Here is a 4,636-nt window from a genome sequence, read left to right as displayed (position 1 = left end):
GGCGGCCACCCGGAGCGTATAGGCGTTCGAGACGGGATTGATGAGTTCTCTCTTGAAAAGGGTCCTCGTCCACGGCCTCGTAAAGGATTGGCGCTCGATATCGAGGGCCTCATCGAGGTCCACTTCGGTCATGGGGAGAATGGTATGACCGGTCAGGATATGTCGGGCGGTATGCAACGCTCGGGGGGCTACCGGCGGCTTCGCGGGTCGGTCCGGGACTATCTACTTCTCGTTGGTCGCGAAGACGAGGTGCCAGAAATCTATCTTCTTCAGCTTGTACTTCCTGTCGATCCTCAGCCCCGATTTGATAATGAACTCATCGAGACAGAGGTCCGACCTCCAGCCTATCTTCTTGCTTATGGGGGTTACGACCTTTTCCATCCCGGCGACGAGCTTGTTCCTGCTCTTGAAGTGGTTCACGATGACCACCTGCCCGCCGGGCTTGCAGACCCTCCTCACCTCTTGCATCACCTTGTAGGGGTCGGGCACCACGCTCACCACGTGCGAGGTAAAGACCATATCGAAAGAGTCGTCCGGGAAGGCTATTTCCATAGCGTCCATCTCGACAAGCTCGACGTGGTCCATGCCTTCGGTCTTGATCTTTTTCCGCGCCTTTCCGAGCATCTTCTCGGAGAGGTCTATGCCGATAACCTTACAGTACTCCGGGAAGAGAGAGAGGGACAGCCCGGTCCCCACGCCCACGTCCAGCACCCTGTCGCCGGGCTTTATCTCCATGGACTCTATGGCGTGCCTTATCCTTGGGTAGAAAAGCCTCTTGAAGAGAGTGTCGTATACGTCCGAATATCCCGCGTATACTTTTTTTATGGATTCGACTTCCGTCATGTAGCGTACCGTGTGCTAACAACTCCTTACAGGTCCTTCACGTATATCAACTTGTCGTCGCCGGGCTTGAAGAACCCCTTTATCCTCGCTTCTTCCCTGAAACCGTTTTTAAGGTAAAAGCCCCTGGCCTCCTCATAGGCCGGGAGGCTCGAGGTTTCGGCCATGAGCATCCTCCCGCCCTCGGCCGAGACCATCTCCTCTGTGCGCGTGAGGAGCCCTCCGCCCACCCCCTTGCCCCTGTGGGCGGGGTCGACCAGTATCCAGTAGAGGTCGTACGCCCCGTCCGAGAGCGAAGCGGCGCCGTAACATACATAGCCCACCGGAAGCTCTCCCACCAGCCCCTCCTCTACGGCCGCAAGGAAGAGGTAGTCGTCCTCGGAGGGGTCTTTCAAGTATATATCAAGAAGCTCTACGGCGCAATCCCTTTCCTCCTCCGTAAGGTTATCCGTCCGCCTTATTATATCCACTATGGCGGCCCTGTCCCGCAGTTCGACCTCTCTGATAGGTATCACGCCTGTGGGGTCTCTTCGGTCGTGGGGGGGGTAAGTTCTTCCTCCGCGCCCGGCTCGTTATATCTGGCCTCCGCGGCCATCACGATCTCTTTTATGAGCTGGTGGTAGTCGAGCCCCGTGCTCTTCGCGGCCCTGGCGAGCCCCGCGTCGCGAGAGATATCGGGGTTGGGGTTCACCTCGAGGACCCTTATCCCGCCGTCCCCGCCCACGCGCATATCTACCCGCGCGTAGTCCCTGCACCCTATGGCCCGGTAGGCCCCCAGGGCGACCCGCTCGAGCTCCCCCCTTAGCTCTTCCGGCACGTCGGCCGGACATACCGGGGGGGTCTTTATGTAGAGCGGGCTTACCGTAATCCACTTCGCCTCGTAGGAGACTATCCGGGGGAGCCCCTCGGGATAGTCGGAAAAGTCTATCTCCGAGAGGGGCAGGGTCCTCGCGCCCTCGCCGTTGCCGACGACCGATATATTGAACTCCCTGCCCTCTATGTACTCCTCCACTATGGCCGGCTGGTAGTATTCGGTAACGACGTAGTTCACCCTCTTCTCGAGCTCCGCCGCGTCCTTTACCACGGCGCCGATCTCTATGCCGATGCTGGCGTCCTCCTTCAGCGGTTTTACTATAAGGGGGAAGCCGAGGGCTTCACAGTCGTCCGGCGGCGCCTTTTCGACCACGCGATAGTCGGCCGTGGGCACGCCCCGGCCCCGAAGTATATCCTTTGTACGGCCCTTATCGAGCGCGAGGGCCAGGGCCACCGGGCCGCTCCCGGTGAACTTCAGGTCGAAGAGCTCGAGCATGGCGGCCACGTTCATCTCAAGGTCGCTCTGGCCGAAGGCCCCCTCGCAGAGGTTGAATATCATATCGTCATCGCAGCTCCTCATCTTGCGTATGAACTCGTCGAGGTTGTCGGGCCTCAAGGGCGAGAGGCTCACCTTGACCCCCTCCCTCACGAGCGCACCGCCTACCTCTTCGACGGTCTCGGTTATGTCGCCGAACTCCATCTCTTCCTCGTCCACCTGGTAGCTGTCCGAACCGTCGTCGTTGAATATTATCCTTACCTTCTTTATCATTCCCTTGCCGTCCATTATATACCGTACCTCTTCCTGGCGATATCCACGACCGAGTTTACGAGTTCGGTAAAGTCCATCCCCTCGGCGCGGGCCGCCTTCGGAAAGCAAGAATTCTGGGTGGGGTCGGGCAGTATGCCGGGGAGCGGGTTAAGCTCGATAATGTTCGGCTCGCCCCCGGAATCGAGCCTCACGTCCACCCTGCACCAGTCCTTTACGCCAAGAGCCCTGTAGGCCTCCTCCGCGATCCCGGCTATCCTCTTCCTCAACCCCTCGTCCACGTCCGCGGGACAGGTGAATATATCCAGCGGCGCCTCCGGGCGGTCGAGTATCCACTTGGCCTCGTAGGAGTAGATGGGGTTGATGTCGGCGGGCAGCGCGGAGTGGTTTATCTCAACGAGCGGAAGGGCCCGGAGCTCCCTGCCGTTACCCATAAGCGCAACGGTAAACTCCCTGCCGTCGAGGTACTCCTCGACGAGCACGGGCTGGCAATACTCCTCCAGGGTCGAGGCGACTTTCCGCCCTAGCTCTTTCCCACTGCGGACGAGCGAGTCGTTCCTTATCCCCTTGCTCGACCCCTCATAGAGGGGCTTTACCATGAGCGGGAAGACGAGCCCCACCCCCTCCACCCCCCCCTCGGTGTCGTTTCCTGTGCCGCTTAGGACGGTAAAGCGCGGCGTGGGCACGCCCGAACAGCCGAGCACCTGCTTTGCCCGGGCCTTGTTGAGGCAGAGCGATAACGTAAGCGGCGCGGAGCCGGTATACGGGATCCCGAGCATCTCCAACACCGAGGGTATGTGCGACTCCCTGCTCTCGCCGGTGAGCCCCTCGGCCATATTGAAAACGAGCTCTGGCCGCAGCTCCCTGAGCCTCGGGTAGGCGTCCTCGTCGGCCTCCACGAGTGTGACCTCCTCGTGCCGCTCCCCGAGTGCGCTGCGAATCGCCTCGATGGTCTCCCGGTCGTCCCACTCGGCGTAGTGATCATCCTGGATGGGCGGAAGGGGGGAGGACCCACCGGCCGCCTCGTCCCCCTTCTTTATGTTACACGTAAGTGCGAGCCTCATGATGCGTATCCCTACATGACAAAGACCGCGGCCGCGATTACGGTGGTATACCGCCCGTCACCCTTTACTATCACCGACTGGGTTACGTTCGTGGTCCTCACGATCTTGTCGCTTATCCTGTATATCTCTTTCTTCTCGTCCCATCCAAGGTTCTCATCGAGCTCTATGCCGAGGGTCGAGGCGAGCATGGCCGCGGCGAGGTCCTCGGCGTAGTCCCCGGCCACGGTCTCCGTCTGGCCGTATGCATGGTGCTCGCTCAGGTAGCCGTAGAGCTTTTTGTCCGTAGGTATGGCGCAGCCGACAGAGGCTGCCATGAGCCGCCGGGGCTCGTTACTGGAGAGCTTGCTCATCACACAGAAGATTATCTGCCCGGGCGCGAACTTCTTAAGGCCCTGCGACTTGGATACCACCTTGCAGCCCGGAGGGAATATGCTCGAGACCTGCACCAGGTTGAACTTCTCTATGCCCGCATCCCGGAGCGCCAGCTCGAAGGACTGAAGCTCTTCCTTGTGGGTCCCGACCCCTCTCGTAAAGAATACCCTTTTGGGAACGTATATCATTCTTTTGGCCCTCCGCTTTTATCCTTTATCGTAGTACTCGTTTATATAACCCATGAGCTTGTAGGTAAGCCTCGCCGCCAGGAAGTCCGGGGCCACGTTGCCCTCCATGGGAGATAGCTCCACCACGTCGAAGCCGACGACCTTCTTCTTTCTCGCAACCTCCCTCAAGAGCCCGGTCACCTGGTACCAGCCGAGCCCGCCGGGCTCCGGCGTGCCGGTGGCGGGCATTATCGAAGGGTCGAGGACGTCGAGGTCGATTGTTATAAAAACCTCGTCGCTTAAAGCGGCCACGACCTCGTCTGCCGGTATGCCGCCCGTAACGTCGGCCGCGTAGAACGTCCTGACGCCCGCCCCGGCCTCTGAGCCCATAAACCGCGCCTCCTCCCCGCTCATGGACCTTATCCCCACCTGCACGAGCGGGCAGAGCTCCTGGATCCTCCGCCCCGCGCACGCGTGGTTGAACGGGCTGCCCTCGTAAGAGTCCCTCAGGTCCGCGTGCGCGTCGAGCTGGAGGACCGAGAGGGCCGGATACTTTTCCTTAAGCGCCAGAGTGAGCCCGACCGTAACGCTGTGCTCGCCTCCGAGGAGAACCG

The 4,636-nt window shown here is 60.4% G+C and carries 6 protein-coding genes; all 6 read right to left on the bottom strand.

Annotated elements, in window-relative coordinates:
• Window positions 1-222: 222 nt before the first annotated feature.
• Window positions 223-843: a methyltransferase domain-containing protein gene (locus V3W31_05160; GenBank protein MEE9614329.1), complete on the bottom strand. Its 621-nt coding sequence runs from the start codon at window positions 841-843 to the stop codon at window positions 223-225.
• A gap of 26 nt (window positions 844-869) precedes the next feature.
• Complete coding sequence (locus V3W31_05155) at window positions 870-1,355, bottom strand: GNAT family N-acetyltransferase (protein MEE9614328.1); 486 nt, start codon at window positions 1,353-1,355, stop codon at window positions 870-872.
• Complete coding sequence (locus V3W31_05150) at window positions 1,352-2,437, bottom strand: ATP-grasp domain-containing protein (protein MEE9614327.1); 1,086 nt, start codon at window positions 2,435-2,437, stop codon at window positions 1,352-1,354. The genes V3W31_05155 and V3W31_05150 overlap by 4 nt, the downstream gene beginning before the upstream one ends.
• Entirely contained in the window at window positions 2,437-3,483 is a 1,047-nt protein-coding gene (locus tag V3W31_05145) for a D-alanine--D-alanine ligase (protein MEE9614326.1), read from the bottom strand. Before V3W31_05145 ends, V3W31_05150 begins: the two co-directional genes overlap by 1 nt.
• An 11-nt stretch (window positions 3,484-3,494) precedes the next feature.
• On the bottom strand, window positions 3,495-4,043 hold the full coding sequence (locus tag V3W31_05140; protein MEE9614325.1) for an arginine decarboxylase, pyruvoyl-dependent: 549 nt from the start codon (window positions 4,041-4,043) through the stop codon (window positions 3,495-3,497).
• 18 nt (window positions 4,044-4,061) lie between these two features.
• Window positions 4,062-4,636 (bottom strand): agmatinase family protein (locus tag V3W31_05135; GenBank protein MEE9614324.1); only part of this gene is annotated, 575 nt, incomplete at its 5' end.

The sequence above is a fragment of the Thermodesulfobacteriota bacterium genome (assembly GCA_036482575.1).
In the GTDB taxonomy this organism is placed as follows: Bacteria; Desulfobacterota; GWC2-55-46; order GWC2-55-46; family JAUVFY01; genus JAZGJJ01.
The sequence above is the reverse complement of the archived record's forward strand: the minus strand, read 5'-3'. Positions and strand labels throughout refer to the sequence as shown.

Coding starts and splice junctions, on each gene's coding strand:
- V3W31_05145 (MEE9614326.1), bottom strand. CDS start 3,483: ATGAGGCTCGCACTTACGTGTAACATAAAGAAGGGGGACGAGGCGGCC.
- V3W31_05150 (MEE9614327.1), bottom strand. CDS start 2,437: ATGGACGGCAAGGGAATGATAAAGAAGGTAAGGATAATATTCAACGAC.
- V3W31_05160 (MEE9614329.1), bottom strand. CDS start 843: ATGACGGAAGTCGAATCCATAAAAAAAGTATACGCGGGATATTCGGAC.
- V3W31_05140 (MEE9614325.1), bottom strand. CDS start 4,043: ATGATATACGTTCCCAAAAGGGTATTCTTTACGAGAGGGGTCGGGACC.